The following is a 25,609-nucleotide window of genomic DNA, read 5'->3' on the forward strand; positions in this document are numbered from 1 at the left end:
ACTGCCAAGTGGATAGAATCGCCGTGGACCGTCACGTCTGCGGCGCTGCAACTTGTTAACAGCGGCGGGAGGTGTGGCATGGAAAAGGGGAGACCGGGCACCCATGCACTTCAATGCCAACGACAGCATCCTGCTCAACATCCTGGCGAGCGTGATAGTCGTGCTGGCCGGCACGTTGCTGGTCAAGCTGATCAACCGATTCTTCACGGCGCGGCTGCAGGCGGACAATCGCGGCAGCTATCGCGCCTGGACCGTGGCATCGCGCAACCTCGTGGCGGCGGTGGTCTTCCTGCTGCTGCTGGGCATCTGGGTTTCCGAGCTCAAAAGCGTGGCGATCTCGCTGGCGGCGTTCGCGGCGGCGCTGCTGCTGGTCGGCAAGGAACTGGTGATGTGTTTCCTGGGTGCGTTCATGCGCATGATCACGCGCCCGTTCCAGCTTGGCGATCTGGTCGAGATCGGTCCGTTTGGCGGCGAGGTCATCGACATGGATGTGATGTCGACCACGCTGGTGGAGGTTGCTGCGGCGCGTCAATACACGGGTTTCACGGTGCAGGTACCCAACAGCATGCTGCTGACCACCGCGGTCCGCAATCACTCGCAAGCGGGTGCCTATACGCTGGACATGGTGCGGATTCCACTCGAAGTGGGCGAGGACCCCGATGCGGTCGAGGCACTGCTGGTACAGGTTGCGCGCCGGGCGTGCGAAGGCTTCATGGAGGAAGCCGGACGCACGCTGCGGCGTTACGGCGACATGCGGTTCGTCGACCTGTCGCAGTTCGAGCCACGCGTGATGTTCGAACCGTTCGATGTGAACCGCTACGACGCCATCGTGCGGTTTCCGGTCCCGGTCAGCTCCCGCCTGTCGGTGGCGCAGCAGATTGTGCGTGGCTACTATCGGGAGCGGGCAGCGCACAAGCTGGCGGTCGCAGGCCATCGGGGAGATGAACATGGCGCAGGCGCTGAGCGAATGGGCGAGCAATAACGGAGCGCCGCCGGCCTTCCGCTGGCGATATGGCGGCCGTTCCCTGGTGCTGCTGATTGCGTGCATGGCATGGCTTGGCCTGCTGACCGGATGTGCCAGCCTGCCGGCCAATGCCGGGCGAACACCAAGCTACGCCGTCGCCGCAAACAGCGACACCACGCTGGCACGAGCCTTGGCGCCACGCCTGGCGCAGAATCCCGGGCAATCGATTTTCTATCCGCTGGGCTCCGGTCCCGATGCGCTGACCGCGCGCATGGCGCTAGCACGCGCCGCCCAGAAGACGCTGGACATGCAGTACTACATCTACGACGTCGATACCACGGGCAGTGCGCTGCTTGCCGAAGTCATCGACGCCGCGGATCGTGGCGTGCGCGTGCGCATCCTGATGGACGACATCCATACCGGCAAGCAGGACAAGACCTGGGCCGCGCTCGACTCGCATCCCAATATCGAGGTTCGCATTTTCAATCCGTTTGCCAATCGCGGCGCACGTTGGGCCGAGATGCTGTACGACTTTGGTCGCGTGAACCGCCGCATGCACAACAAGCAGATGACCATCGACAATCTGGTGACGGTGGTCGGTGGCCGCAATATCGGCGATGCCTATTTCTCGGCCAAGCCCGACATGAGCTTCAGCGATCTCGATGTCCTGGTGGCCGGTCCCGTAGTGCCGGCTGCAAGCAAGGTGTTCGACGCGTACTGGAACAGCGAGAACGCGTATCCGATCGCCACGCTCGCCAAGGAAAGCAAGGAGGCACCGGCCGAGCTGGTCCGGTTCCGCAAGCAGCTCGAGGCCAAGGGTGACATGGCCAAGGCCAGTCCGCTGGTGCAGGAACTGCTTGATGCGGGCCTGGCGCGCGGTATCGAGATGGGGCACCTGCCCGGTTTCATGGGCGGCGCGCGCGTGATTGCCGACAAGCCGGACAAGATCGAGGATGATCCCGACGATCCGTCCACGCATGCAATTCCGCAACTGCGTGCGCTGCTGGAAAAGGCTGAGCGTGAACTGGTATTGGTGTCGCCGTACTTCGTACCCGACGACGAGAACGAGAAATGGCTGGCTGACATCGTCAAGCGCGGCGTGGTGGTGAAGGTGCTGACCAATTCATTCAGCGCCACAGACGTGGCTGCCGTCCATGCCGGCTATGCACCCCGCCGCAAGGCACTGCTGCGTGCGGGTGTGGAACTCTATGAACTGAAACCCACTGCCAATGCCGAGCTGGCGCGTAGCCGCGCGCCCAAGAGCCGCATGTTCGCCTCAAGTCGCGCCAGCCTGCACGCCAAGGCCTATGTGGTGGATCGGCACCTGCTCTTCATCGGCTCCCTGAACCTGGACCCGCGCTCGATCAAGCTCAACACCGAAATGGGCGTGGTGCTGGATAGCCCCGCACTTGCTACGCAACTGGTGCAGGACATGGACAAAAACCTGATGGAGATCGCCTGGCGCGTGCAACTGAAGAAAGACCAGAACGGCGGCGAATCCCTGACCTGGACCACCATCGAGAAAGGCAAGGAAATTACCTACGACAAGGAGCCGGGGATGAGCGTGTGGCAACACATGGGCATTGGCATCCTGCGGGTCCTGCCAGTGGAAGATCAGCTGTAGCAAAGAGCATCATGCGATTGCAATGAATCCGGAACAGGGGTTGTGATTCACAGTGAAATGTGAGCATTATTAAATAATCTCTCCGAAAAAAAATACCTGTCCCCGAAATGAGATCGACCTGTAATTGACGGAAAAGCAACGTCAATTAACTTATCTTCGATGTCTGTGGCTGTTTCGTCAGATTAATGTTTGATGTCTTCTGAACATTAAAACTCCGACGCGAGGTCCAGGCATGAAAAGGTATCTGTATTCCCCATGGGCGATTGCCATGCTGGCGGGTGTGGCATTTCAGGTTCAGGCCAGGGTGGTCTCGCTGACGCCCAATGCAATTGGCGGAGGCGTCTTGCCCGATGGTCATGCGCATATCAGTTTCACAATGGCCAACGGCAACTGGACACCGCTGTTGTATTTGCCTGTCAAGCCGGCTGCCAATGCACGTGTGGACATCCGGACCTCGGCGCAATATGGCACCAGGCTGGATGCCTCGCGCACGGATCTTGGGGTCGCGTCGCTGGCGCTCGCGCGCAATGTCACTTATTCCCTCGAGTACCGATCAGGCAAATGGACTTTCGTCGGTCCTGCCGCGGCAAGGATGAATCCAAGGTCGTCGGGGGCGACCATACCGGACAATCCGGCGCTGATCACCTACTACGACGTTTGGGACGGCAACTGGGAAGGCAACATCGGGCTGCCGCAAGTGGCCGCCGATGGCAGCATCGTAGTCGTTCGATCGCGCGCGACGTGGGGCGCCAGCGTATCGCCGCAAGGGCGGCTTCATGCCAGTTCCGCTCGCCTTCGACACGGGGACGCCTATACGTTTTCATACCGCAATGCCATGGGTGGATGGGTGCTCGAGAACGCGCCGGTGCGGCGACTGCGGGCGCGTGAAATTGTGAACGGCATACCGAGTACCGGTTCCTCCAGCACGCTGGTGGAAATGTGGGACGGTAACTTTACAAGGTCCATTCGCTTGCCTGCGTCGGCTGGAGACCGGGACCGCATCACGATTCGTTCGCGCGCGACATGGCATGGCAGGATCGACAATGCAAACGTCGACTTCCCTGGAACCATGACAGTGCGGCGGGGCGACGAGTACCAGTTCATGTATGTTGCCGAGCGAGGCACCTGGGCGCTGATTGCCAGTCCGCAGACCTTCTTCCAGGCAATGAACGTGGCAGGCGGCTTCCTTCCGGCAACCCGACACCCGCGCATGGTCGTCAACGTTGCCGACGCAAACTGGGTGCCGGTGCTGACATTGCCGCAACAGCGCCGCGAGGGCGATCGCGTGATTGTAAAGACCGCGGCAATGTATCCGGTCACGGTGCGCAGCGAGCAGGGTGGCTTTCCGCGGCTGACATCGGGAGAAACTGCCGCTTTTGTGGCCGACGTCAATGGGACGTGGCAGCAGGAGACGCGGACCATTGACCTGCTGCTGCTTTACAGCGACAAGGCCGCGACGCTGCGCGGTGAAGGTGCCATGCGCACACGCTTGACGGAGTCATTGGGCATGACCAATGACGCGCTGGAGAATTCCCGTGCGAACTTCCGTTTCCGCGCAGTGGCAAACCGGAAGCTTGCGTCTCCTGACTCATGGATGACGCTGAACCACGCACTGGGCGGGCTGCGCAGCCACGCCGAGGCACAGCGGTGGCGCAATGAGTTGAAGGCCGACGGCATCTACTATGACGGGCATGAAAGTGGCTGCGGTCTTGCGTTTGTCCGTGGCAGCGCGACGACGATGGTGGCTAGTGGTTCCATCCATTGCGGCACGACGGTCATGCGTCACGAGTTGGGGCACAACATGGGTCTGCCGCATTCGGCGCGAGTTACACACCCCGGCACCATCATGAATGGCAATTCGAAGTCCTACTTCGCCGCGCCACATCTGTATTCCTCGCTTGGTCTGTCATTGACACCGGCAGGCGGCCGAAACGAGGTAGCGCAGATGAACGCTTACTCCGCCACTGTTGCCCGCTTCCGTTGACGGGAACGCGTGGTGAAACGCTTCAAGTTGCGGGCGGCCGTGCTGGTCTTCGCGGGCCTGGCTGCGTTGACGGTCGAATGGATTCGATCGGGGGGAATGGGACGCTCGGAAAGCGTTCCGGTAGAGGATGCGATGCCGCAGCCCGACGAGCTCGTCATGGCCCCGGTTGCGGCAACGCCCCTGGCCGAAGCTGAGACTCCATCTGCGGAGACCGAGGCTGACGTTCCCGACGCACCGGATGCCCCGGATTTGCCACGCCTGTTCCGGCTGACACGCGAAGCGCAGCGCCGCGACGGATCCTTTGCGGTGCAATGGGACCATGCACGTGTACAGGCACTTCGCCCGGGAGATGTCTTCGCGATCGATATGCCAGGTGGCGATGAACCGCACACCGCCCAGGTTGCTGGTGAGGAAAGCTTCGACGGTGGCCGCCGCCTGTCTGGAAGGATGCACGACGGCGGCATCGGGTCATGGCCATTCAGCCTGACGTTGTCGAGTGACGGCTATACGGTGGTTGGCAACCTGACGACAGCAATAGGGCATTTTTCTGTCGATGCCGACGCGAATGGCGGTCGACTGCGCAGTGCCGCGGAGGAAGAGTGGCAGAACGAGGAAAGCGAGGGAAGCGGGCATCCAGAGTAGTAGCGTGGATGTTTGGACACCCTGTACAACCTGCGCTCAGGTGGCAGGCGGAACATCAGAGCCGCTCGGGTGCAGCAACTGCAGCAGATACTCCTGCAGGCGCGACAGTTCCAGCGCCACGCCGCCGGGAAAGCCCTGCCGTCCGCCACGCTTGTCGATCAGCAGTTCACCGACAAAGCTCGATACCGCCGCGGCGTTGCCGAGCGCCGCCAACTGGTTTGCGATGCGTGGATAGGCGTGAAACAGCTCCAGCGGCCGGACTTCGCGCGGCAGGTAAGCCAGCCATTTGAGCGTTGCCGGCGTCAGGGACAGGGACAGCGGCCCCTCTGGCTGGCGTAGCTCGCTCCAGTCGACCAGGGTGGCGGCGGGCAGGTCGCCGTCCAGGGCCTTCTTGGCCTCTTCGACGGACACGAATTCGAACGACAAGGGATCCATGGCAGCGGGTTTCAGTAATGGCGCGCCGGTTCGATGGCACCCGTTCGGGTGAGATTCCGCGCCGTCACGCATCTTATCGGATCGGGTGCGGCAATTCTTGAGGGTTAAGACTACAGCGTTCCAAACGCACCACAGTCCTGTTTCTCATGTCAGGGCAAGCCATTGCTCATGGCAGGCGGGGCGGCGGGCGACCACACTGCAGGTATCAATCAAGGCCTGAACCGGAGCCCTGCCATGACCTGGAACCTGATGATCGATGCCGACTGTGTTCCCGTTACGCTGCGTGCCGGCGCCAGGGTGGCGTGCCGCACCGGGCGGCTATGGATCACGGTCGAGCATCGTCGCGCCGTGCCGTCGGAAGATATCGTCCTGCTGGCCGGACAGAGCCTTCAGGTGGACGAAGATGCCACGTACTTCCTTACATCCATGCGTGGCAGCGGTAGCGACGGGGTCGCGCTCTGCCATATCACGCCGGCACGCGACGAGCGGCTGGCGCTGCGCCTGGCGTAACGCGCGCCGCCTCCTCGCGGATCCACGCGGCCACATGTGCCACCTGTTCACGCGGTTGCTCCGTGGCATGGATCAGCCAGTATGCATTGGGGCTTGGCATGGCAGCGCCGGCAGTGGTCACAACGTTCAACTGGCCGCCTTCAATCAATGACTGAATCAGTTCCAGCCGCCCCAGCGCCACGCCTTGGCCAGCCAGCGCGGCGTGAATCATCTGGTCGTACTGGTTGAAGCGCAGGATGCCACGCCGGTTGGCCTGGCGGTATCCGTGCGCACTGAGCCAGTTGCGCCAGTGCAACCATGGCCGCGGATCATCGAATTCCAGCAGCGGCAGCTCGGCCAGTGCCTCGGCTGACGTTACCCGCGTGGCACCCAGCACGGGGTTTGCCACTGGCGCGATGGTTTCGTCGAACAGGTGTATGGCCTGCGGTGGCGCGGCGGACGCCGGGCAATAGCGAATGGCCAGGTCGATGCCATCCGCGCGCAGATCGCTGATCTGATTGCTGGCGGACAACCGTACGTCGAGATGTGGGTACCGGCGTTGCAGGCTACCCAGGCGCGGCAACAACCACAGGCCGGCAACACCGATGCTGGCCGTTACGGTGACCGGCTGCCGAGCGTCGCGCTTGCGGACTTCGGCGGCCACATCCTGTAGTTGCTGCACCGCGCCATCGGCGCTGCGAAACAGTCGCTCGCCTTCAGGCGTAAACGCAACGCCACGATGCTGGCGAACAAACAGGCTTACCTGCAGATGGTCTTCCAGTGCGCGGATCTGGCGGCTGACGGCCGATTGCGTCAGGCACAGGTCGTCGGCCGCCTGCGTAATGCTCATGCGCCGGCCTACGGCCACGAAGCCCTTGAGCAGATCGAGCGGGAACAGGCGGACGAGTGGGACTGACATGACAAGCCTCTCGGGCACTTGCAGGGACAGTCATTACAGCATGAATGCCGGCACGGTGCCATTCCCTGTAAGCATGGCAAAGCGCCTGAAATCTCGTTTGTGCTGGTGCCGGCAATCGCATGAAATAAGGGCACTTTCAATCTTGATGTCGAGGTGATGCCATGACGGAACGCGCATCGTCACATGAAGGAAGCGCATTGCATGCGACACCTTCCGCGCCCTGGTGGCGTGACACATTCTTCCTGTTGCTCGCGGCCGGGCTCGTGATGGGCATGGCGCTCGGGGTTCGGCATGTGCAAGGCCTGTTCATGCTGCCGATCGTTGCGGAACGCGGCTGGACACGCGAGGCATACGGCTTGGCGATGGCCGTGCAAAACCTGGTGTGGGGTATCGCCCAGCCGTTCACGGGCATGGTGGCCGACCGCTTCGGCTCGTGGAAGGTGATGCTTGGTGGACTGGTACTGTATGCGGCGGGCTTGTGTGGCATGGCCATGGCGCCGTCGTCGGCAACGTTCGTGCTCACGGCTGGAATCTGTATTGGCATCGCCCAGTCGGGTACCACGTTTGGCGTGGTGTATGGCGCATTGAGTCGCATGGTTCCGGCCGAACAGCGCAGCCGCACGCTGGGCATTGCCGGTGCGCTAGGTGGTATCGGGCAGTTCCTGATGGTGCCTTCCGCGCAGGCATTGCTGTCGCAGGTGGGTTGGCAGCCTGCGCTCATGGTGTTCGCCCTGCTGATGGTCCTACTGCTGCCGATGGCGTTGCCGTTCCAGGATCAAACGCCGGCAACCGAGGTGGCGGGCAGTCATCCAGCAACGCATCCACCAATGCTGGCCTCGATCCGCGAAGCATTCAGCCATTCCGGCTTCTGGCTGCTCAATCTCGGCTTTCTTGCCTGCGGGTTCCAGTTGGCCTTTATCGCCAACCACCTGCCGGCCTACCTGCGCGACAAGGGCATGCAGCCGCGTAGCGCGATGATTGCGCTGGCCCTGATCGCGCTGGCCAATATTGCCGGCACCTATGTATTTGGCTGGCTTGGCGGGCGCCATACCCGGAAGTACCTGCTGGCCGGTATCTATCTGGCGCGCACCTCGGCAATGGCGCTGTTCGTGCTGTTGCCGCTAAGTCCCGTAAGCCTGTACGGGTTTGCGGTGGTCATGGGATTCCTGTGGCTGGGCACCGTGCCGCTGACCAGCGGCATAGTTTCGCAGGTGTTTGGTGTGCGCTATATCACCACGCTGTTCGGTTTTGTCTTCTTCGGCCACCAACTGGGCTCGTTCCTCGGGGTGTGGTTGGGCGGGGTGGTATTCGAACTCACCCATTCCTATGATCTGGTGTGGATGGGTGCGATGGCGCTTGGCGTCATTGCGGCTGCGTTGCACTGGCCAATCGATGACCGCGAGATCGTGCGCGTGCCTTGGCAGGGCGTACGGACCTGAGGGAATAAAACGTCGGCCTGAAGTGTTTACGTGGCAGGCGGACCGCATGCCGGGCGCGGGGAGGTGGAGTATGCTTGGCATGTGGTTCCGCTGCGTCGTGTTACCGCGCGCCATTGCACGTTAAGGAGGCCGCCATGCCATTTCGATTTCGCGCCTGGATGGGCATTGCTGCCCTGGTGCTCGCAGGATGTTCCTCGTTGCAGCCCGTGGAAACCGGGCAAAAACTGATCGGCAGTCCGCAGGCTTCGGTCCGCGAAACGTTTGGTGCGCCAACCGATACGTTCCAGATGCCGAACGGCGCGCAGCGCTGGATCTATTCGAAGCAGCCCTACGGCTATGACATCTATGCGGCCGACTTCGACGCAGGCGGCAAGCTGACCAGCTTCCGCCAGATGCTGACCGAAAACGAGATCTACACCGCGCGCCCGGGTACCTGGACCAAGCAGGATGTACTCGAGCGCTGGGGCAAGCCCAAGGAGCCGATCCAGTACTACGCCTTGATGAAGCGTGAGGCATGGTCGTACCGGATGTACCTGCCCGGTTACTTGCCGGCTCATTTCAGTGCCTATTTTGATGAGAACGGCGTGCTCGATCGCACGATGATCATCCAGGACTCTCGCGGCGGGGAGCGCAGCCGCAAATAAGCCGGCACGCCAAACTATCGATGATTGAACAATAAAGGGGCTCTTGAGCCCCTTTATTGTTGGACGACTGCAACAATCCCGGCATCAGTCAAGAGACTCATTACAGACCCGTAATGTTGGTGGTATAAATGCGAACCATTCGTATTACTACTACTGTTTTCAAGTTTGGTCCCATGTAGTGCGGCCGGCACCGGCTCTGGAACCACGCATCAAGACCCACCAACAACAACACTCCCGGGATTCCCAATGTCTTTGCACCGTTCGTCCGACGGGCGCGCTAGCTTGTCCGCGCGCGTATCACGCCGTTCGCCGTATCACTTGCCGGTTCTGTCGCCTGTCGCGATTGCGGTGATGGGTCTGGCCCTGTCGTTGTCAGCACAAGCCCAGTCGCAGGCCAATGCCGACGCTACGGCCACGCTGCCCACGGCCACCGTGGTGGCCGACCGTTCCGGCGAAGCCGTCAAGGTCGAACGTGTCAGCAACGGTGCACTGGGGGACCGCAAGGCCGTCGATACGCCGTTCTCGGTCAACGCGGTATCGAGCGACGAGATCCAGCAGCGCATGGCGCAGACCGCCAACGACGTCTTCAAATACGATCCGGCGGTGCAGGTGCTGGGCGATAACGCTCGCACGGAAAACTCGTACTTCGCCGTGCGCGGGATGCGCGTGGACATGCTCAACGGCACCAAGATCGACGGCCAGAACTTCGTATCGTGGGATGCCGACATTCCGCTTGAACCGTTCGAGCAGGTGGAATTGCTCAAGGGACTGTCGGGCTTCATGTATGGCTTCGGCTCGCCGGGCGGCATCATCAACTACGTGACCAAGCGTCCCACCGACAAGCCGCTGCGCGAAGTGACGATCGGCTACCAGGCCAACAATGTGTGGAGCGAGAAGCTCGACGTGGGTGGGCGCTTTGGCATGGACGACCGCTTTGGCTATCGCATCAACGCGGTCAACGAAGAGGGCAACACCAATGAGCCGGGCGTGCATGTCCGCCGCCAGACGTTTTCGCTGGCCACCGACTTCCGCATCACACCGGACCTGACGTGGAATGCCGACGTCATGTACTGGAAGCGCAAGTCGCAGGGCACCATCTTCGGCCTGTCGTTCGGCACGGACACCATTCCGGCCGCCAGCAGCGTTTCGCGCAGCCTGGCGCAGCCGTGGTCGTCGCACGAAACCGATACGCTGACCGTGGGCACGGGCCTCGACTACCGCATCAACTCCGACTGGAAGACCAGCTTCAAGTACCGTTTCGCGCGCCAGAACCGGCTGAACGCGGACAGCTTCCTCTACGTCTTCGACAACAACGGCGACTTCTCGGATACCAACTACCGCTGGAAGACCGCCTACTACTACCAGGCGTATGACGCCATGGTGCAAGGCAAGTTCGATACCGGCGGCATCAAGCACGAGATCGTTGCCGGGTTGGGCTACCAGTCGCAGGTACGCGAACTCGACAACGGCCTTGGTGGCAACGGCATTGCCATGGGCGTCAACAATCTCTACAGCCCGGTGTCGCTGCCCGAGCAGGCGAGTGTGGGCAAGGACTACATTCCCTACCGTGACTACCGGATCCAGCAGAAGTCGATCTACCTGAGCGACACGATCCAGTTCACGCCGCGCTTCTCGGTGCTGGCCGGCGTGCGCTACAACAACTTCACGCAGGACAACTACGGTCCCGACGCGGTGCGCACGTCGCACTACAGCGCGAACCCGCTTACGCCGACCGTGGCGCTGATGTACAAGACCGACAATTTCTCGACGGCCTATGTCAGCTATGTGGAATCGCTGGAGCCAGGTGGCTCGGCAGGCGTGACCAATGTGAACTTCGGCGAAACTTTCGGCCCGCTCAAGAGCCGTCAGTATGAGGTGGGCTTCAAGACCGACCGCGAGAAGTGGGGCGCCAATGTGGCCCTGTTCCGCGTGGACAAGGGCTACGAATACACCAACACGTCGAATGTCTTCGTGCAGGACGGCAAGCAGCAGTTCACGGGTCTTGACACCAGCGGCTGGTGGCGTGTGGCGCGCGATGTGCGCCTGATGGGCGGCGTGCTCTGGCTGCACACCAAGACCAAGGATGTGGACGACCAGCTCGTCAACGGCAACCGGGTATTTGCCACGCCGAACTACATCGTCACAGGCCGCGTCGAATATGACACGCCGTTCCTCCCCGGCCTGACACTGTGGACCGGCGCCAAGGTCACGGGCTCGATGTACGTGAACTCGGCCAATACGCAGCAGATTCCGTCGTACACCACGGCCGACGTGGGCGCACGCTATACGACGCGCGTGCAAGGCAAGACGCTGACCGTGCGCGCTGCGCTGAACAACATGTTCGGCCGCCGCTACTGGACCACTACGTACGATGGCTTCGTACTGCCGGCGGCCACCCGCACGTTCCTGATGAACGCCTCGCTACAGTTCTGACGCGGCGGTGTTGTTTGCTCCCCTCTCCCGCAGCGCGGGAGAGGGGTTGGGGGAGAGGGCAATGCGGTTCAAATCGGCGACTTGTCTCAGCTTGCACCGCCAGCCTTCTTTCCCGTCCCTCGCCCTCTTCCCGCATCGCTGTGTTGCCGGCTGGGCAACGATAGTCCACGCAAGTTGCTCTTGCTCTGTTCCTGCATCTGACCGACGATTGCACCAAGGCATGGTTGCCGGTATCTGACCGTTGACGATCGGAACATGGAGGGAGCATTGGCGAAACGAATCCTGATTGCGGGCTTCCAGCACGAGACCAACACGTTTGCGCCGTCCAAGGCCACCTATGCCAGCTTCGAACGTGGTGAGGGGTTTCCGGCGCTGGCGCGTGGTGATGAAGTGCTGGCGTTGCGCGATGTGAACATTCCGGCCGGCGGTTTTATCCAGGCCGCGCAGCGCAACGGCTGGACGCTGTTGCCGGTGATCTGGGCGGGGGCGAGTCCGTCCGCGCATGTGACCGAGGATGCGTTCGAGCGCATTGCGGGCGAGATTGTCGATGCAGCGCGCGCAGGCGGTTTCGACGCGATCTATCTCGACCTGCACGGTGCGATGGTGGCCGAGCATGCCGACGATGGAGAGGGCACGTTGCTGGCCCGCCTGCGCGATGTCATCGGCCCCGACATACCGCTGGTGGCTTCGCTCGACCTGCACGCCAATGTCACGCAGGCCATGCTCGACGCAGCCGATGCACTGGTGGCCTATCGCACCTATCCACACATTGACATGGCCGAAACCGGCGTGCGTGCCGCCGAGCTGTTGCAGCATCTGCTCGACAGAAAGCCGCGCTGGCACTGTGTCGCACGTCGCCTGCCGTTCCTGATTCCGATCAACGGCATGTGCACGATGCTGGAGCCAGCGCAAGGTATGTACGCAAAGCTTGCTGAGCTGGAGTCCGACGGTCTGGTGTCGTTGTCGTTCGCGCCAGGGTTTCCGGCAGCCGATTTTCCGGAATGTGGTCCGGTTATCTGGGGCTACGGTGAGGATGCCGATGCGGTGCAAGCCGCGGTGCAGTTGCTGCATGACCGCATGCTGGCCGAGGAAGCGGCATGGGAAGTTCCGTTCCTGTCACCGGATGATGCAGTGCGCGAGGCCATGCGGCTGGCCGAGGGCGCCACGCGGCCGGTAGTGATCGCCGATACCCAGGACAACCCGGGTGCTGGCGGTGATTCGAACACCATGGGCATGTTGCGTGCGCTACTGCGCAACGGTGCGCAAGGCGCGGCAATCGGCCTGATCTGGGATCCGGCCGTGGCTGCCGCGGCCCATCGCGCAGGTGCGGGCGCGACGCTGGAGGTCGCGCTGGGGGGCGTTTCAGGTGTGCCGGGAGACGAGCCGCTGCAGGGGCGCTTTCAAGTGTTGCAGGTGTCTGATGGCGTATGCCGCTTTGGTGGCCCGATGATGCATGGCATGCAGGCCGATGTCGGCCCCGTGGCCCTGCTGGCGATCGATGGTGTCCGGGTGGTGGTCAGTGCCGGCAAGGCGCAGATGCTGGATCGCAACCTGTACCGTGTTGGCGGCGTCGAGCCCGAGGCCATGAAGATCCTCGTGAACAAGAGTTCGGTGCACTTCCGGGCCGACTTCCAGGGTATTGCTCATGCGGTGCTCGTGGCCAAGGCACCCGGTCCAATGACCGCCGATCCGGCGGACCTGCCATGGACCCGGCTCGCACCGGGCATTCGTCTCAAACCAATGGGCGAGCCGTTCTGCGGCTAGCAAGCCGCCACCACCACCACAAGCAGGCACTACCGTCGCTCACAGCTTCTGTGCCGCCGCCAGTCGGAAGATCTTTTCCCAGCGGCTGGCCGCGTCCCGGTCAGGCATCGGAATGATCCATTCCGCCTGTTTGTGGTGATGCAGGGTCAGCAGCAGATACCAGCGACCCTGACGTGCTTCGGGGCGGGCCGCGGCGATGTCGGCGAAGATCAGCACCTCGCGCTGGCCGTCCATTTCCAGTACCCCGTTCTTGCGCTCGGCATCGATCTTCAGGCTGCCCCAGTCACCGCTCAGCGTCAGTACGCGTTCGCCCTTGATACGCCGGCCATGGAGGGCCCGGTAGCGTCGTAGCCAGGCCAGGAACAGCGCGGTCAGCGCCGCCAGGATTGCCAGCACGGCGGCGGCTCCTGCCAGCGCGCCAAAGGCGGCTCCCACCTTCTGGTAGAGCCTTACCAGCCCGTAGATAAAGGCCGCGATTACGGCCAGGCCGAGGATAATTAAGGGCACGTCAGGTTTCCGGATTGTTGGTCGAGCGCGGCAACAGTGGTGGCCGCGCGCCAGGGTCGGACCGCCGAGGCCTATAATGGTTCGCCCCGCACTGCCGGACGGGGTCGACATCCGGTACGGCCAATCTTCATGCCATCGTATCCTCTCGTCCTTTGCCTGACCATTGCCGTGGTGTGCAGTGCGGGCATGGCCGTCGCCGCCTGGCCGCGGCGCGATGATCCAACCGTCCGCGCGTTCCTGGTCCTGGCGGCTGGCGTAACCATCTGGAGCGGTGGCCGCCTGCTGGAAATCAGCGAGACCGAGTTGGCAGGCCGGATTTTCTGGGCCAAGTTCCAGTACCTCGGGATCGTCGCGGTACCGATCGGGTGGCTGGTGGCCATGGTGCATGTCAGTCGGCCGCGCTTTGTCGTGCCATGGTCGCTGTTATGGGTGCCGGTACTGGTCGCGGTATTGACCGTGGCGCTGGTATTCACAAACGAGCGCCATCGCCTGATCTGGACCTCGATCGACCTGATGCCACCCGGCGTGGCGCCAGGCGCGGTTTTCCATCACGGCATCGGCTATACGGCCGCAGCGGCGTGGACCTACGCACTGCTCGGCCTCAGCATGTATTTCCTGGCCACGGCCAAGGTTCCCAATGCGGCGTTGTCGGTTCGGGGACGCAATGTGCTGATGGCTGGCCTGCTGCTGCCGCTGGTCACGCATGTCGCCTACCTGTACCGCTGGACCGGACCACTCGGTGGCGATCTGACGCCGGCCACGTTTTCACTGATGACCGTGCTGGTCTGGATCTGCGCGTTGCGCACGCATCTGGAGGACACCGGCCACTATGCGCGGCTACGCGTATTCGACACGATTCGCGAAGGCTGCGTGATCCTGGGCGCCGACGGACGCATTGTCGAATTCAATCCGGCGGCGATTGCGCTGATGACTGAGCTACGTCATGGCCAGCTTCCGCCGCCGGGATGGCACGATGCGCTGAATGGGCCCGGCGATGCGCTGCCATATATTCCTGAAGGCGCGGCCTATGAACTGACCGTCGAGCCGGTGCGCCGCATGGACGGTAAGCAGATCGGCCTGCTCGTGTTCATGCGCGATATCAGCCGCTACCAGTCGCGTGAACTGGCGTTGGCCACCCAGCTTGGCGAAACTGCCGAGCAACTCTCGCGCGTACAGGCGGACCTCGATATCGACGCGCTGACCGGCATCCCGAACCGCCGCTACTTCCAGCGCGAGTCACTAGTCGCCGTGGCGCGTGCCTGCGAGCGCGGCAAGGAGATCGGCCTGCTGATCCTCGACGTCGATCTGTTCAAGCAGTACAACGACCTCTATGGGCATCCGGCCGGTGACGAATGCCTGCGGCAAGTGGCACTGGCGCTGACGCGCGCGCTGCGTGGCGCGCAGTTCTGCGCAAGGCTAGGCGGCGAGGAGTTTGCCGTGGTGCTGCCGGATTCCAGCATCGAGGAAACGCGCAATATCGCGCGTGCCATGGTGGCAGCGGTACGGGAGCTTGGCATTTCCCACCATGGCACGCCGGTGCAGCCCTTCGTCACGATCAGCGTGGGCGCGGTATGCGCGGTGCCGGAAGCGCCGCGCCTTGAGCCATTGCTGCACCGCGCGGACAGTGCGATGTACCGTGCCAAACGTGCCGGCCGCAACCGCTACGTGCTCGACGGCAGCGTGTATCTTGGGGTTTGAATAGCTGATCCGCAGTTGCTGCAAGAAAGGGCTTGCAAATTCCCAAAGCTTCTGTAGAATTCGCGGCTCGCGTCGCAGCAGTAATGCAGCGAAACGAAGCCCAGATGGCGGAATTGGTAGACGCACTAGGTTCAGGTCCTAGCGGTGGCAACACTGTGGAGGTTCGAGTCCTCTTCTGGGCACCAATTCGAAAGCCCCGCTCAACGAGCGGGGCTTTTTCATTTATAAGGCCCAGAAAGGGCAGTTCAGCGCGGTCGGTTATTGATGCGCTGGCCCTCTCCCGCGAGCGGGAGAGGGGCGGGGGAGAGGGCAGGGCGCGTCAAGCTGCCCCAGCCCTCACTCCTTGCGCACCACCACCAACCACCACGCGCCCATCCTCCTGCGCCGCCGACTGCCGCACGACATCCCCGACCATCTCCGCCGTAACGGCCGACAGCGTCCAGCCCAGATGCCCATGCCCGGTGTTGTAGAACACGTTTGCCGCATGGCCACGTCCTACGCGCGGCATCATGTTTGGCATCATGGGACGCAGCCCTGCCCAGGGCACTACGTTGCGCGTGCTCACGCCGGGGAAGCATGCGTGCACCCAGTCGATCAGCGGACGAATCCGGTCCGCGCGAATATCGCGATTGATGCCGTTGAATTCGGCCGTGCCGGCCACGCGGAAGCGGTCCACACCCAGGCGGCTGGTCACGAGCTTGGTTTCATCGTCGAGCAGGCTCACCACGGGCGCGCTGGCCTGGCTTTCGGCGTCGTTCAGGTTCACGGTGATCGAGTAGCCCTTGACGGGATAGATGTTCACGCGATCGCCCAGTTGCTGTGCGAAGGTGCGACTGGCCACGCCCGCACAGACCACCACGCCATCGAACTCGTGTGAGGCGGGCAGGCCGTCTTCCGCGGACACGACCGTGGCGCGGCGGCCCGTCGTCGATACCGAGCGCACATCCTGGTTGTAAAGCGTCTGCACTTCCAGGCGACGGATCGCAACTGCCAGGCCGTTGGTGAATTTGTGGATGTCGCCCGTCGAGTCGCTCTCGGTGAAGTAGCCACCGTAGTACTGCCCGGCCAGCGTCGGCTCGATCGCACGCATCTCGTCGGGCGTGACCGCGCGGCGTTCCAGGCCGCCCTCGGCCAGCAGTTTCGACACGCTACCCGCATGATCGAAGCCGGCCTTGTTGCGATAGATATGCAGGATGCCGCGCCGCTTCAGATCGAAGTCGATGCCTTCGGCATCGGCCCACGCGAACAGGTGCTGCCGCGCGGCAATGGCCAGCCGTGCGGTTTCGACCGTGTTGGCGCGATAGTGCGGCATCGACGCGATGAACTCGGCAAACCAGCTCAGCTTGTGCCAGCTCGGACGCGGGTTGACCAGCAGCGGCGCATCGTTGCGCAGCATCCACTTGATGCCCTTGGCCAGCGTGGACCAGTGCGTCCAGACTTCGGCATTCGATGCCGACAATTGCCCGCCGTTGGCAAACGACGTTTCCATCGCCGCATAGCGATGGCGTTCGAACAGCGTGACGGAGAACCCGCGCTTGGCGAGAGCGTAAGCGGTCGTGACGCCGGTAATCCCGCCGCCAATCACTGCAATGGATTTCATGAGAAGGTCTTCCAGGACGTCATGGGATGGCAGTCCACGGCGCACCATGCGCTTCGCGGACGCCCCCTCTGTCCTTGACCTGAGAGATTCGCGCGCAGCGCGCAAGACCTGGCTTGCGCGTGCATCGCTTGCTCCTTCGGTACCGCCGGCTGACGTACAAGCCGGGGTTCTTCAGAGTGCACTGGCGATACCGGTCCTTTTGCCTGAGAGTTTCCGGGGCGGTTGCTCCTTCGGCGCCGCGCCTGCCGGGTGACAGACACGGGCTCTCCCGATATCGCGGGACACAACGGTGACAACTATGCCACAGATCTTCAGGCTGCGGCTACCAGGAATCGTTGCGCCAGCCGCACCCATGCCGCGGCACCCAGTGGCAGCACCTGGTCGTTGAAGTCATAGCCGGGGTTGTGCACCATGCACCCGCCGAACTCGCCCTCGCCATTGCCCAGGATCAGGTAGCAGCCGGGCACCGCATTGAGCATCCACGCAAAATCCTCGCTGCCGTTCAGGCCCTTCGGTGCCTGGGTCACGACCTGGTCGTCGCCAACCAGTTCCTTGCAGACGTCCGCGGCCAGCGCAGTCGGGACTTCGGCATTGACCATCGGCGGCGTCAGTTGCCGATAGTCGATCTGCGCGGTCACGCCATGGGCTTGTGCCGTCAGGCTCACGATATCGAAAATGCGTGCCTCCACCAGCGCGCGTGTTTCAGGCCGCGCGGCGCGGATATTGAGGCCGAGCTTCACTTCCTCGGGAATCACGTTGTGCGTGGCACCGGCATGGATAAAGCCGACCGAGACCACGGCCGTATCGTCGGGCGCCACATTACGCGCCACCACGGTCTGCAAGGCCGTGATGATGGCGGCAGACGCGGCAATCGGGTCCTTCGAGCGATGCGGCATCGCGCCGTGCCCGCCTACACCCCGGATGGTGATGTCGGCCACATCGGACGACAGGCTTACCGGACCCGTCAGCACGCGGAACGAACCGGCCGGCACACCGGGCATGTTGTGCAGCGCGTAGATGGCATCGCATGGAAAGCGCTCGAACAGGCCGTCCTCGATCATTGCGCGCGCACCGCACAGGTTCTCTTCGTCGGGCTGGAAAATTACGTTCAGCGTGCCGTCGAAGCTGCGCGAATCGGCAAGAGCCTTGGCCGCCGCCAGCAGGATTGCGGTATGGCCATCATGGCCGCACGCATGCATGCGGCCGTGCGTCTTGCTGGCATAGGGCAGGCCCGTGGCCTCGACGATTGGCAGCGCGTCCATGTCGGCGCGGATTCCGAGCCGGCGCGTGCCGTTGCCGACCTTGAGTTGCCCCACCACACCGCTCTTGCCGATACCGGTATGCACTTCGTAGCCCCAGCTTTCCAGCAAGGTGGCCACGAGCTTGCTGGTGGCACCAACTTCAAAGCCAAGCTCGGGCTGCGCATGGATCTGGCGGCGGATATTGACGAAGGTTTCGGTGTCGATGGCCGGCAGCAGGTGCGGCAGCAACTGGAACGGGGTAAGCGTGGATTCGCGGGTCATGTGGGTTTCCTTGGAGGATCTTGGGAATCAGTGTTCGCGTTTCTCGGCAATGCGCAGCACGGCGACCAGCGCCAGCAGCCCGCACGCCATCATGTAGAAGGCAGGGGACATCGGGTTGCCGGTCTTGGCCAGCAGCCATGTGACGATGAACTGCGAGGAGCCGCCGAATACGGTCACCCCCACGCTGTAGATCACGGCCAGCCCCGTGGCACGCACGCCAGCCGGCAGCATTTCGAGCAGCATCAGGAACATCGGCGTGGTGCCCAGGTTGATGCTGGCAGTCAGCAGTGCGGACAGGCCCAGCACCAGCGGTACGCTCGGATAGGTGTTCATGAGCCAGAACGCGGGATAGACGGCGACCAGGCTGAACAGCAGCGAGCCGGCCACCAGCGGCTTGCGGTAGGTAAGCCGGTCTGCCAGCTTGCCGGCGATCAGCGAGACCACCAGCAGCGTGACACCGGTGACGCACCCCGACAGGTACGACAGCGAGGTCGGCATATGGAGCACGCGAATCATGTATGTGGGCATGAAGAACACCACGAGGTACATCGTTGCGGTACCCGCGGTGGTGGACAGGATGCCCAGCGCCACCTTGCCTGCATGGCGGCGGAACAGTTCGCCGACCGGGCTCGGTGCATGGGCATCGGCCTCGTGCGTTTCATCGAGCTTGGCGCGGATATAGAGTCCCACCGGTGCAATCAGCAAGCCCAGCAGGAACGGCACGCGCCAGCCCCAGCTTTCGAGTGCCTCGGTGGACAACACGGCGTAGAGCGTGGCACCGGTGGCCGCGCCGGCCAGCGCGGAAATACCCTGGCTGCCAATCTGCCAGCTGACGCGCCAGCCGCGGCCCTTCACATCGCCACCCTCCATCAGCATGGCAGTGGAGGCACCGATTTCGCCACCAAGCGAGAAGCCCTGCAACAGGCGGCCTGCCAGGATCGTGAGGGAGCCATACACACCGGCCACGGCATACGTCGGCGCCAACGCAATGCACAGCGTGCCGATTACCATCAGCCCAATGGTCAGCGACATGGCTGCCTTGCGACCGCGACGGTCTGCGTAGTTGCCGATCACCACGCCACCAAGTGGGCGCATGATGAAGCCGATGCCGAACGTGGCCACGGCCAGCAACAGCGAACCGTACGGGCTATCGGATGGAAAGAACAGCTTGCCGATCAGCAGCGAGAAGAAGCTGTACACCGTGAAATCGAACATCTCCAGCGCATTGCCGATCGAGCAGGCGGCAATCAGGCGGAACTGGCTCTGCCGTGCCGCGGGCCGCGCTGGCGTGGCGGATCCTGTGGCTGGTGCGGTGGATGATGCGGATGTTGCGAGCGGCGCGCCGGCGGGCAGGGTTGCGTCGTTCATGCGGGTACTCCACGAACTGGTTTTGGGGGAATCGTGGAGACCGTATGTGCTGGCATCCATCGCGCAAAGGGCAGGGCATGTCCTTGGCGATGCAGTATTCAGGCAAACACGCCGGCCTGAAAATCATATATTTTCATGGTGATAACGTTATGGCATCACCGTCATCATCATTGTCGGCGCACCATCGGGACTAGTACCTAGGCGGCGCATTTTCCGATGGCGTGCACGACATTCGCGCATGCGCGCACCACGGCAAGGCATCGATCAAACTGATCATAAGAAAAGGCTCACGAGCCAGGAGGAACCCGAATGAAGCTGCAACAACTGCGTGTGCTGATGGCCGTAGCCCAGCACGGCAGCATGCATGAGGCCGCACGCAGCCTGCATACCTCGCAACCGGCACTATCGAAAGCGATTGCCGAACTGGAACGGGAACTGGGCGTGACGTTGATGACGCGCTCGGTACGCGGCGTCAGCCTGACTGCATACGGTGTGGCGCTGGTGCGGCGCGCAACCGTGGTGGAACAGGAACTGCGCCATGCGCTGGAAGATATCGAATCGATTCGCGGGCATGCCGAGGCACAACTGCACATTGGCTTTACCGCCGTGGCATCGAGCGCGGCCTTGCCTGATGCAATGGCGGTGTATCGGCAGCAATATCCGAATGTGACGCTGCGTGCGATGGAGTTGCGGCCGCAGCAGATCCTGGAAGGCTTGCGCGAAGGTCGGCTCGACCTCGGGCTGATCTCGACCAACAGCGGTCCCGGTGGCGGCGGCATGGAGTGGGAGCCGCTGTTCTCGGTGGGCATGGGTCTGGCCGTGCGGCCCGGGCATCCGTTGCGGCGCGCGCGGCGATTGCGTGCGCTGCTCGACGCGGACTGGCTCACACTCGATCCGCTCGACGATCCGGGCAGCCCACTGGCCAGCCTGATGCGCCTGCACAAGCTCGACATGCCCAAGCGTATCGTGCAGAGCGCATCGAACTTGTTGGGTTTGCAACTGGCGACCAAGACGGACCTGATCAGCGTGTGGTCGAACTACGTGTTCGATGGCACCGGCCCGCTCAAGCTCGATCCGCAAGCGCTGGTGCGCTTGCCGATTCTCGACGAGATGCCCGATTTCCAGGTCTTCCTGGTCTATCGCTCGGAAGACCTGATGACACACGCCTGCGCGCAATTCACGCGCGAAGTACGGCACTGCGCCAAGCCACGCCGCACGCGCTAGGCGTTAGCGATACCGCCAATGCGTATGTGCACGCGGTACGGCGCGGCCGCTGCGCCTACTTGAGCAGCTTCAGCAGTTCATGCGCGGCGGCATCCGACGATGCCGGGTTCTGCCCCGTGACCAGCCGCCCGTCGACCACCGCGTAGCTGCCCCAGTCGTCGGTACGTGAGAACTGTCCGCCGTTCTGCTTCAGCACGTCTTCCACGAGGTACGGCACCACGCTGGTCAGTTGCACGGCGTCTTCTTCGGAATTGGTGAAGCCGGTGACCTTGCGACCCTTGACCAGCGGCTGGCCGTCGGCGCCCTTTACATGGCGCAGCACGCCCGGTGCATGGCACACCGCCGCGACCGGTTTGCCGGCGCGATCGAAGGCCTCGATCAGCGCGATGGAGCGTTTGTCTTCCGTGAGGTCCCATAACGGACCATGCCCGCCGGGATAGAAGACCGCGTCGAAGTCGTCGGCCTTCACCTGGTCTAGCGTCAAGGTGGTGGCCAGATGCTGTTTTGCCGCCGCATCGGACTGGAACCGGCGCGTCGCGTCGGTCTGCGCACCGGGGTCGTCGCTCTTGGGGTCGATCGGTGGCTGGCCACCCTTGGGCGAGGCCAGCGTGAGATCGACGCCGGCATCCTTGAACACGTAGTAGGGAGATGCGAATTCCTCAAGCCAGAAGCCGGTTTTCTTGCCGGTATTGCCAAGCTGGTCGTGCGAGGTAAGCACCATCAGGATCTTCATTGCGTTCTCCGGTTGCGGATGGGATGCGGCCGACACCCGCATGGGCATCGGCGTTGCCCTATCGTAGGTATCCGCCGGGGATTCGGCAATGAACGTGCCGCCGCGATTTGGAACGACTACGGAAGCCTGCCGCGCCGCTTCCTGCCCGTGAGCATCGCCACGATCAGGTTCTCCCGGCCCTTGATGCTCATCGCCAGCGCTGCAATCACATGCACGATGATCAGGCCCAGCAGCGTGTTGGATAGCCAGCGATGAATGTCGATAGGCCAGTCCTCGCCCCAGAACGGATCCAGACGCGATATCCAGCCCGTGACGGCCAGGGCCAGGATCAACGCCCACATCGCCAGCATCATCACGGCCCCTAGTGGCGTGTGGCTGACGAAGCGCGGCGCGCGGCCCTTCAGCAAGGCCCTGCCGTAGGCCAGCACGCCGGCGGGACGCGGCAGCCATGCGCTGAAGCGTGCATGTTCGCTGCCGACAAAGCCCCACAAGATGCGGAACAGTACGAGCCCGGCAGCAACATAGCCCAGTACGCGGTGTACCTGGTCGCCGGAATCGTCGACCAGGTCATAGAAGACGATGGCCGCCACGCTCCAGTGCGTGAAGCGTACGGCCAGGTCCCAGACGCGAATCGTGTCGGGGGCGCTTACCCGATCCGCCGGGGTTGCCACAGCTTACTTCCCGATTTCCGATTTGACGATGTTCAGCGTCTTGGTGTCGAAGTAGATTTCGGCCTTCTTGCCATCCTTGGTGGTGCCGTAGATCTCATAGCAATTGCCATCGACCTTGAACTTCTTGATGTTGTAGCCCTGTTCCGCGATCTTGGCCTTGGCATCGGCCTCCGGCATCCATTCGGACTTGGGGTGCTTTTCGCAATTGGCGCCAGCAAAAGCGGCAGTGGAGAGGGCTCCGGCAACAACGAAAGCAGCAACTTTGAACATGACGACTCCTCGGTCGAAAGCCCGCCAGGGCGAAGATGAATTCGAATCCTAGAGTGTAATGAGAGCGATTCCCAATACTGGCTTTCCCCGAGCAATCCAAGGTGAGAAAGAGTCATTGCGCGGCAAATGCCATCTGGAACTGGATGTCAGCGGTGTGTAATAACCATGACGTGTACGTGGACTCCATCATTGTTCGCGATGTGGGACAATCGCGGCGCATCGGATAAGGGTTTTCCCGATGTATGCTACGAAAAGGCTCGCATGAAATCGATTGACTGGAAGGACTGGGAAATTTTCTGCCGTGTGGTGGAAGGTGGCGGCTTCACACAGGGGGCCGAGTTGGCCGAAGTCCCGAAGTCATCGGCAAGTGCCGCCGTGGCACGGCTGGAAGGCCAGCTAGGCGTGCGCCTGTTCGAGCGCACCACACGCCGCGTGCGCGTGACCCAGCGTGGCCAGCAGCTTTACGATCGGGTGTCGCCATTGTTCGGCGCGCTGCGCGAAATCAGCGCCGAGGCCGCCTCGGTCAGCGAGGAAGTGGGTGGAACCATCCGCATTGCCACGCCGTATGAAGTGGGCTCGCAGCATCTGTCGCCCACACTGAACCGTCTGCTCAAGCTGCATCCGGCGCTGCGCGTGCAACTCGATGTCAGTTGGGACCAGCCCGATCTGGTTCGCCATGGCTATGACCTGGCGTTCGTGATGACCGATACCAACCTGAGTGACAGCTCGTTTGCCAGCAAGCGCGTGGTGCTGATCGAGCGCGCCTTCTATGCGGCGCCGTCCCTGATCCGCGAGCGTGGCCTGCCGCGCACGCCGCAAGACCTGCAAGGCTGGCCAACCGTCGGCAACCAGGACGACACCCACTGGGAATTCCTGCGCGATCGCGTGGAAACCTACTCGATGGATGTAGAGCCGCGCCTCTGCACGCACAACGCGGAAGTTCGCATCAAGGCGGCAGTCGATGGCCTGGGCGTCACGCGCTTGTCGCCTCGCTTCGTGCACGAACAACTGGTGCAGGGACAATTGGTGCGCGTGTTGCCAGGCTATACCTCTTCGCCACTGAAGGTCTATGTGCTGATGCCCGCGCGCAAGCTGATGCCGGCCAGCGTCCGCGCGTTCCTGGACGCACTGGAAGAAACGCTGGGCGTGCCCGACACCGCGCGCCGGCCGGTACCCCGTTCCATCAACACGACCGACGCCCCGACCGACGCCGCCGCGCCGGCCGGTGACGACGACAACGCGCCGACGATCCTGACGATCGAGTAACGGGTCGATCAGTATGGCTGGTCGCCGCTGCGCAGGTCGAATGCGAGCGTCTCGGCGATTTCGAGCATCTCGTCATCGTCTTCGCTGCGCGTGATCCAGCCCGCGTAGGCATCGCCACCGGTATCCCAGTTCCAGAGCGTGTAGCCTGCCACGCGCAACTGGTCGGTGGCCAGTTCCATCAACTCCGGCACGCTGGTGCCTTCAAGGAAATCCTCGTCCTCGGGATCTTCGGTGCCCCAGTCGATTTCCAGGTCGAAGCGCTCGCACAGCTGGTTCAGGCAGCCGATAAACGATTCCGCATCCTTCCAGTCGACGTAGAAACCCGCCTCCCAGTCGATGATCTCCTTGATCTGGAAAAGCAGCGCATCGGCATCAGCCTCGTCTTCCTCGGCGTCTTCCAGTGCCTCTTCGAACAGCGCCACATGCCGCGTGGTCTGTTGCGTGTCCCCGAGATTGATCAGCGCAAACAGCCGGCTTACGGCGTCCTGCGCGTCGTCTTCCAGTTCTATTGTCATCCGTTACTCCTTGGTGGCTTTGTAGCAAGGTTCATGCTGCCACTTTCCCGATCTCTCGATGCCCGCGCTGCGTCACGCGCAACGCGCGCGACGTGACCGTGGGTTCTATCCAGCCCCGCTCCAGCAAGGTTGCCAGCAATGCCGCCCCCAACGCGCCGCCCAGATGGGGTTTGCGTTCGCTCCAGTCGGGGCAGGTGCAGGCAAACTGGCGCCGCTTGCGCCGCGCCGCGTCCAGGTCGATCCCGAGCCGGGCCATGGCCTGCACGCCATCGCCAGTCAGGTCGACCCGCGTACCGTCCACGGCCAGCCAGCCCGCCTGCGACATTCGTTCGAAAAGACCCACCGCAAGTTCCCCGGCCAGATGGTCATAGCAGGTGCGCGCCAGCCGCAGCGCCGCCGGCGCGCTGCGCGAAACCGGCACGGCGCGCAGCCGCGGCGGCTGGCTGGCCAGCGAAGCCGTGGCCAGCGCCTCGATGGCAACCCCGATTTCCGGCGCGGCCAGCCGATAGTAACGGTTCCGCCCACGCGTTTCGACCGCCAGCAGGCCCCCTTCGGATAGCCGCGCCAGATGACCACTGGTGGACGATGCCGACAGCCCGGCAATCAGCGCAAGCTCACCGGCCGGCCTGGCACTGCCATCCATCAGCGCCCAAAGCATGGCCGCGCGGCCCGGATCGGCCAGCAGGCCAGCCAGCTGGCTGATGCCCGGAGCGTATTCCATAGTTCATGCGTTGGTGAAGGACGGATGGAGTATAGGCGATGGTGATGCTGATAATGTCGAGACTTCAGTCGAAGCAACTCGCCAGAACGACTGGGGTACACGCGCAAGCCGCGTGTCGGATGCCGCGCGACCCTTATATGCAACCGAAGAGAATCCGGCCGCATTGTTCAACGGAG

The 25,609-nt window shown here is 62.8% G+C and carries 23 protein-coding genes, 1 tRNA gene and 2 riboswitches; of the genes, 13 read left to right on the forward strand and 11 right to left on the reverse strand.

The features are described 5' to 3' along the window. The first annotated feature begins 103 nt into the window (after window positions 1-103). The 4 genes from ACO550_RS09400 (at window position 104) to ACO550_RS09415 (ending at window position 5,214) form a co-directional block, all read left to right on the forward strand. Window positions 104-982, forward strand: a complete 879-nt coding sequence (locus tag ACO550_RS09400; RefSeq protein ID WP_315595161.1) for a mechanosensitive ion channel domain-containing protein — start codon at window positions 104-106, stop codon at window positions 980-982. Continuing rightward, a complete protein-coding gene (locus tag ACO550_RS09405; protein ID WP_315595162.1) occupies window positions 948-2,588 on the forward strand; it encodes a phospholipase D-like domain-containing protein in 1,641 nt (546 codons plus the stop codon). Before ACO550_RS09400 ends, ACO550_RS09405 begins: the two co-directional genes overlap by 35 nt. Before the next feature lie 232 nt (window positions 2,589-2,820). After that, a complete protein-coding gene (locus ACO550_RS09410) occupies window positions 2,821-4,572 on the forward strand; it encodes a zinc-dependent metalloprotease family protein (protein ID WP_315595163.1) in 1,752 nt (583 codons plus the stop codon). 12 nt (window positions 4,573-4,584) lie between these two features. Then, window positions 4,585-5,214: a hypothetical protein gene (locus tag ACO550_RS09415; RefSeq protein ID WP_315595164.1), complete on the forward strand. Its 630-nt coding sequence runs from the start codon at window positions 4,585-4,587 to the stop codon at window positions 5,212-5,214. Between the two features lie 36 nt (window positions 5,215-5,250). On the opposite strand, the gene ACO550_RS09420 is transcribed toward ACO550_RS09415, so the two are convergent. Continuing rightward, window positions 5,251-5,649 carry a hypothetical protein gene (locus ACO550_RS09420; protein WP_315595165.1) on the reverse strand — a complete coding sequence of 133 codons (399 nt, stop codon included), beginning with the start codon at window positions 5,647-5,649 and terminating at the stop codon, window positions 5,251-5,253. Window positions 5,650-5,883: 234 nt separating this feature from the next. Here ACO550_RS09420 and ACO550_RS09425 point away from each other — a divergent pair, with 234 nt between their 5' ends. After that, entirely contained in the window at window positions 5,884-6,159 is a 276-nt protein-coding gene (locus ACO550_RS09425) for a DUF2917 domain-containing protein (RefSeq protein WP_315595166.1), read from the forward strand. Here the strand turns inward: ACO550_RS09425 and ACO550_RS09430 are convergent. Then, on the reverse strand, window positions 6,116-7,057 hold the full coding sequence (locus ACO550_RS09430; protein WP_315595167.1) for a LysR substrate-binding domain-containing protein: 942 nt from the start codon (window positions 7,055-7,057) through the stop codon (window positions 6,116-6,118). The two genes, ACO550_RS09425 and ACO550_RS09430, sit on opposite strands and share 44 nt — an antisense overlap. Window positions 7,058-7,218: 161 nt before the next feature. Between ACO550_RS09430 and ACO550_RS09435 the strand changes: the two genes are divergently transcribed. The 4 genes from ACO550_RS09435 (at window position 7,219) to ACO550_RS09450 (ending at window position 13,337) form a co-directional block, all read left to right on the forward strand. After that, entirely contained in the window at window positions 7,219-8,496 is a 1,278-nt protein-coding gene (locus tag ACO550_RS09435) for an MFS transporter (protein WP_315595168.1), read from the forward strand. A 134-nt stretch (window positions 8,497-8,630) separates the two neighbouring features. Then, window positions 8,631-9,140 (forward strand): hypothetical protein, encoded by a 510-nt coding sequence (locus ACO550_RS09440; protein WP_315595169.1) that lies wholly within the window; start codon window positions 8,631-8,633, stop codon window positions 9,138-9,140. 246 nt (window positions 9,141-9,386) lie between these two features. Next, window positions 9,387-11,573, forward strand: coding sequence for a TonB-dependent siderophore receptor (locus ACO550_RS09445; protein WP_315595170.1), 2,187 nt, complete (start codon window positions 9,387-9,389; stop codon window positions 11,571-11,573). 267 nt (window positions 11,574-11,840) lie between these two features. Then, window positions 11,841-13,337, forward strand: coding sequence for a M81 family metallopeptidase (locus ACO550_RS09450; protein ID WP_315595171.1), 1,497 nt, complete (start codon window positions 11,841-11,843; stop codon window positions 13,335-13,337). Between the two features lie 39 nt (window positions 13,338-13,376). Here ACO550_RS09450 and ACO550_RS09455 read toward each other — a convergent pair whose 3' ends face one another. Then, window positions 13,377-13,844: a hypothetical protein gene (locus tag ACO550_RS09455; protein WP_315595172.1), complete on the reverse strand. Its 468-nt coding sequence runs from the start codon at window positions 13,842-13,844 to the stop codon at window positions 13,377-13,379. 129 nt (window positions 13,845-13,973) lie between these two features. On the opposite strand from ACO550_RS09455, the gene ACO550_RS09460 reads away from it, so the two are divergent. Together ACO550_RS09460 and ACO550_RS09465 are read left to right on the forward strand one after the other, a co-directional pair. Beyond that, entirely contained in the window at window positions 13,974-15,542 is a 1,569-nt protein-coding gene (locus tag ACO550_RS09460; protein ID WP_315595173.1) for a GGDEF domain-containing protein, read from the forward strand. 98 nt (window positions 15,543-15,640) lie between these two features. Further along, window positions 15,641-15,727, forward strand: a tRNA-Leu gene (locus tag ACO550_RS09465). A gap of 134 nt (window positions 15,728-15,861) precedes the next feature. Here ACO550_RS09465 and ACO550_RS09470 read toward each other — a convergent pair. From ACO550_RS09470 to ACO550_RS09480, 3 genes are all read right to left on the reverse strand, one after another. Then, window positions 15,862-17,190, reverse strand: coding sequence for a D-amino acid dehydrogenase (locus ACO550_RS09470; protein ID WP_315595174.1), 1,329 nt, complete (start codon window positions 17,188-17,190; stop codon window positions 15,862-15,864). 10 nt (window positions 17,191-17,200) lie between these two features. Then, a riboswitch (glycine riboswitch) is annotated at window positions 17,201-17,323 on the reverse strand. Beyond that, window positions 17,324-17,423: riboswitch (glycine riboswitch) on the reverse strand. 30 nt (window positions 17,424-17,453) lie between these two features. Next, window positions 17,454-18,665, reverse strand: a complete 1,212-nt coding sequence (locus ACO550_RS09475) for an amidohydrolase (RefSeq protein WP_315595175.1) — start codon at window positions 18,663-18,665, stop codon at window positions 17,454-17,456. Window positions 18,666-18,692: 27 nt separating this feature from the next. Further along, a complete protein-coding gene (locus tag ACO550_RS09480) occupies window positions 18,693-20,033 on the reverse strand; it encodes an MFS transporter (protein ID WP_315595176.1) in 1,341 nt (446 codons plus the stop codon). A gap of 309 nt (window positions 20,034-20,342) precedes the next feature. On the opposite strand from ACO550_RS09480, the gene ACO550_RS09485 reads away from it, so the two are divergent. Next, a complete protein-coding gene (locus tag ACO550_RS09485) occupies window positions 20,343-21,257 on the forward strand; it encodes a LysR substrate-binding domain-containing protein (protein WP_315595177.1) in 915 nt (304 codons plus the stop codon). Between the two features lie 55 nt (window positions 21,258-21,312). On the opposite strand, the gene ACO550_RS09490 is transcribed toward ACO550_RS09485, so the two are convergent. The 3 genes from ACO550_RS09490 to ACO550_RS09500 form a co-directional block, all read right to left on the reverse strand. Further along, window positions 21,313-21,990, reverse strand: coding sequence for a DJ-1/PfpI family protein (locus ACO550_RS09490; RefSeq protein WP_315595178.1), 678 nt, complete (start codon window positions 21,988-21,990; stop codon window positions 21,313-21,315). 116 nt (window positions 21,991-22,106) lie between these two features. Beyond that, on the reverse strand, window positions 22,107-22,661 hold the full coding sequence (locus ACO550_RS09495; protein WP_315595179.1) for a cytochrome b/b6 domain-containing protein: 555 nt from the start codon (window positions 22,659-22,661) through the stop codon (window positions 22,107-22,109). A 3-nt stretch (window positions 22,662-22,664) separates the two neighbouring features. Further along, window positions 22,665-22,931 carry a PepSY domain-containing protein gene (locus ACO550_RS09500; RefSeq protein ID WP_315595180.1) on the reverse strand — a complete coding sequence of 89 codons (267 nt, stop codon included), beginning with the start codon at window positions 22,929-22,931 and terminating at the stop codon, window positions 22,665-22,667. Between the two features lie 261 nt (window positions 22,932-23,192). On the opposite strand from ACO550_RS09500, the gene ACO550_RS09505 reads away from it, so the two are divergent. After that, complete coding sequence (locus tag ACO550_RS09505; protein WP_315595181.1) at window positions 23,193-24,197, forward strand: LysR substrate-binding domain-containing protein; 1,005 nt, start codon at window positions 23,193-23,195, stop codon at window positions 24,195-24,197. Between the two features lie 8 nt (window positions 24,198-24,205). Here the strand turns inward: ACO550_RS09505 and ACO550_RS09510 are convergent, their stop codons facing one another. Together ACO550_RS09510 and ACO550_RS09515 are read right to left on the reverse strand one after the other, a co-directional pair. After that, a complete protein-coding gene (locus ACO550_RS09510; protein ID WP_315595182.1) occupies window positions 24,206-24,712 on the reverse strand; it encodes a DUF6630 family protein in 507 nt (168 codons plus the stop codon). Window positions 24,713-24,743: 31 nt separating this feature from the next. After that, a complete protein-coding gene (locus ACO550_RS09515) occupies window positions 24,744-25,433 on the reverse strand; it encodes a helix-turn-helix domain-containing protein (protein ID WP_315595183.1) in 690 nt (229 codons plus the stop codon). Between the last annotated feature and the right edge of the window lie 176 nt (window positions 25,434-25,609).

The sequence above is a fragment of the Cupriavidus sp. genome, assembly GCF_057315035.1.

Bases quoted from the DNA above. Each gene is read 5' to 3' on its own strand.
- ACO550_RS09400 (WP_315595161.1), top strand. From the start codon at position 104: ATGCACTTCAATGCCAACGACAGCATCCTGCTCAACATCCTGGCGAGC.
- ACO550_RS09405 (WP_315595162.1), top strand. From the start codon at position 948: ATGGCGCAGGCGCTGAGCGAATGGGCGAGCAATAACGGAGCGCCGCCG.
- ACO550_RS09410 (WP_315595163.1), top strand. From the start codon at position 2,821: ATGAAAAGGTATCTGTATTCCCCATGGGCGATTGCCATGCTGGCGGGT.
- ACO550_RS09420 (WP_315595165.1), bottom strand. From the start codon at position 5,649: ATGGATCCCTTGTCGTTCGAATTCGTGTCCGTCGAAGAGGCCAAGAAG.
- ACO550_RS09425 (WP_315595166.1), top strand. From the start codon at position 5,884: ATGACCTGGAACCTGATGATCGATGCCGACTGTGTTCCCGTTACGCTG.
- ACO550_RS09430 (WP_315595167.1), bottom strand. From the start codon at position 7,057: ATGTCAGTCCCACTCGTCCGCCTGTTCCCGCTCGATCTGCTCAAGGGC.
- ACO550_RS09435 (WP_315595168.1), top strand. From the start codon at position 7,219: ATGACGGAACGCGCATCGTCACATGAAGGAAGCGCATTGCATGCGACA.
- ACO550_RS09440 (WP_315595169.1), top strand. From the start codon at position 8,631: ATGCCATTTCGATTTCGCGCCTGGATGGGCATTGCTGCCCTGGTGCTC.
- ACO550_RS09445 (WP_315595170.1), top strand. From the start codon at position 9,387: ATGTCTTTGCACCGTTCGTCCGACGGGCGCGCTAGCTTGTCCGCGCGC.
- ACO550_RS09460 (WP_315595173.1), top strand. From the start codon at position 13,974: ATGCCATCGTATCCTCTCGTCCTTTGCCTGACCATTGCCGTGGTGTGC.
- ACO550_RS09470 (WP_315595174.1), bottom strand. From the start codon at position 17,190: ATGGTGCGCCGTGGACTGCCATCCCATGACGTCCTGGAAGACCTTCTC.
- ACO550_RS09475 (WP_315595175.1), bottom strand. From the start codon at position 18,665: ATGACCCGCGAATCCACGCTTACCCCGTTCCAGTTGCTGCCGCACCTG.
- ACO550_RS09480 (WP_315595176.1), bottom strand. From the start codon at position 20,033: ATGAACGACGCAACCCTGCCCGCCGGCGCGCCGCTCGCAACATCCGCA.
- ACO550_RS09485 (WP_315595177.1), top strand. From the start codon at position 20,343: ATGAAGCTGCAACAACTGCGTGTGCTGATGGCCGTAGCCCAGCACGGC.
- ACO550_RS09490 (WP_315595178.1), bottom strand. From the start codon at position 21,990: ATGAAGATCCTGATGGTGCTTACCTCGCACGACCAGCTTGGCAATACC.
- ACO550_RS09500 (WP_315595180.1), bottom strand. From the start codon at position 22,931: ATGTTCAAAGTTGCTGCTTTCGTTGTTGCCGGAGCCCTCTCCACTGCC.
- ACO550_RS09505 (WP_315595181.1), top strand. From the start codon at position 23,193: ATGAAATCGATTGACTGGAAGGACTGGGAAATTTTCTGCCGTGTGGTG.
- ACO550_RS09510 (WP_315595182.1), bottom strand. From the start codon at position 24,712: ATGACAATAGAACTGGAAGACGACGCGCAGGACGCCGTAAGCCGGCTG.
- ACO550_RS09515 (WP_315595183.1), bottom strand. From the start codon at position 25,433: ATGGAATACGCTCCGGGCATCAGCCAGCTGGCTGGCCTGCTGGCCGAT.